This is a genomic window from Mesorhizobium sp. M1A.F.Ca.ET.072.01.1.1 (genome assembly GCF_004023325.1).
Lineage (GTDB): Bacteria > Pseudomonadota > Alphaproteobacteria > Rhizobiales > Rhizobiaceae > Mesorhizobium.
This window is the reverse complement of sequence record NZ_RZSF01000604.1, coordinates 1-1,696: the sequence shown is the minus strand read 5'-3', so window position 1 is coordinate 1,696 and position 1,696 is coordinate 1. Positions and strand designations below refer to the sequence as shown.

Here is a 1,696-nt window from a genome sequence, read left to right as displayed (position 1 = left end):
ACCCCGCTCCGCTTCGCGGATCGACCCTCCCCACAAGGGGGAGGGTAAATCACTCCACCGGCTTGTCCGCCGGATATGGCGTCCTGACCAGGATTGCCATGCCGAGGCCGAGGAACAGCGCGATCACCGCCATGCCGAGCCGTGCCGAGCCGCTGGCCAGCGTGATCGTCGACACCAGGAACGGCGCCAGGAAGCTCGTTGCCCTGCCGGCCAGCGCGTAGATGCCGAAATAGCGGCCGGACTCGGCGGCCGTGACGCTGCGCGCCATGTAGGAGCGCGAGGAGGCCTGCACCGGCCCGAAGGCGAGCCCGATCAGCAGGCCGTAGAGGATGTAGGCCTTTTCGGCCGCGGTGCCGAAGAGGCCGCCGGAATCGGTGGTGGGCAGTTGTATTAGGCCGAGCAGCGTGAAGCCTGGCCCGGTCGACACGACGCCGATCGTAGCCAGCAAAAGCAGCATCAGCGCAAACATCACCACGGCCTTCGAACCGAGCGCGGTGTCGAGGCGCGCGGCGATCCAGCAGCCGAAGATCGCGACGACGTTGAGGATGATGCCGAACATGCCGATCTCGGTGATCGACCAGTTGAACATGCCGGCGGCAAAGGTGCCGCCGAGCGCCAGGAGCGCGTTGACGCCGTCCTGATAGATCATGCGGGCGACGAGGAAGCGGAAGATGCCGACGCGCTTGCGCACCTCGAAGAGCGTGGACTTCAATTCCGACAGGCCCTCCCGCACCGCCGGGCCCATTGAAAGCCCCTTGATGGCGTCCGGCGTGAAGATGAACATCGGCAGGATGAACAGGAAGTACCATCCGGCCGACATCGGCCCGGTGAAGCGCGCGTCCTCGCCGAGCTTAGGATCGAGCCCGAACAGCGGGTCGAGGCCGATGATCGTCTTGCCGGTTTCCAGATTGCCGGCCAGGAACAGCACCACGAAGATCAAGGCCACCATGCCGCCGAGATAGCCGAGTCCCCAGGCGATGTTGGAGATCTTGCCGATGTCCTCCTTGGGTACCAGGCGCGGCATCATGGAATCGTTGAAGACGGTGGAGAATTCCGCGGCCACAGAGGCGACCGAGAAGAGCAGCACGATCAGGAACAGGCTGGAGCCGGGCGCGGCGAACCAAAGCAGCGTAAGGCTGATGATCTTGACCGCCGCGAAGGAGGCGATCCATGGCTTGCGCGGCCCGGTCTGGTCGGCAATCGAGCCGAGCACCGGCGAAAGCACCGCGATGACGAGACCCGCGGCAGCGATGCCGTAACCCCAGGCCGCCTGCCCGGTTGTGGGGTCGCTCGCCATGCGCGAGACGAAGTATGGCCCGAAGATGAAGGTGGTGACGACGGTGAAGAAGGGTTGCGCCGCCCAGTCGAAGAACATCCAGCCCCAAATGCCGCGCCCCGTTGCCCGCTGCACTGCTACTTCGGCCATGTCCCCTCCGGCATCGTCCGCTCCGCCCGCGACCCGCGCATGTCTGCATGTTTTCGGGCGGCGATGCAAATGAACAAGCACGGCGCCGCCGCTCATTGGCTTGCGCGTTTCCACTTCGCGTCAGCGGGAAAAAGAGCGCCGGCCGCGACCTCTTCCTTCTGGGGAAGTCGCACCTCAGGTCCGCATGGGGGGTCGGCGCTGCCTCCCGCCCCGCTGCTTCGCAGCGACCCTCCCCGCAAGCGGGAGGGTAAACCTACATGCCCGTCAGGT

1 protein-coding gene is annotated in these 1,696 nt (G+C 65.7%); it reads right to left on the bottom strand.

Going from position 1 to position 1,696, the window contains the following annotated elements:
- Positions 1-49: 49 nt before the first annotated feature.
- Positions 50-1,426: an MFS transporter gene (locus EOA32_RS36815; RefSeq protein WP_128374277.1), complete on the bottom strand. Its 1,377-nt coding sequence runs from the start codon at positions 1,424-1,426 to the stop codon at positions 50-52.
- Between the last annotated feature and the right edge of the window lie 270 nt (positions 1,427-1,696).

Excerpts from the sequence above, each read along its gene's own strand:
- EOA32_RS36815 (WP_128374277.1), bottom strand. The coding sequence starts at position 1,426 with ATGGCCGAAGTAGCAGTGCAGCGGGCAACGGGGCGCGGCATTTGGGGC.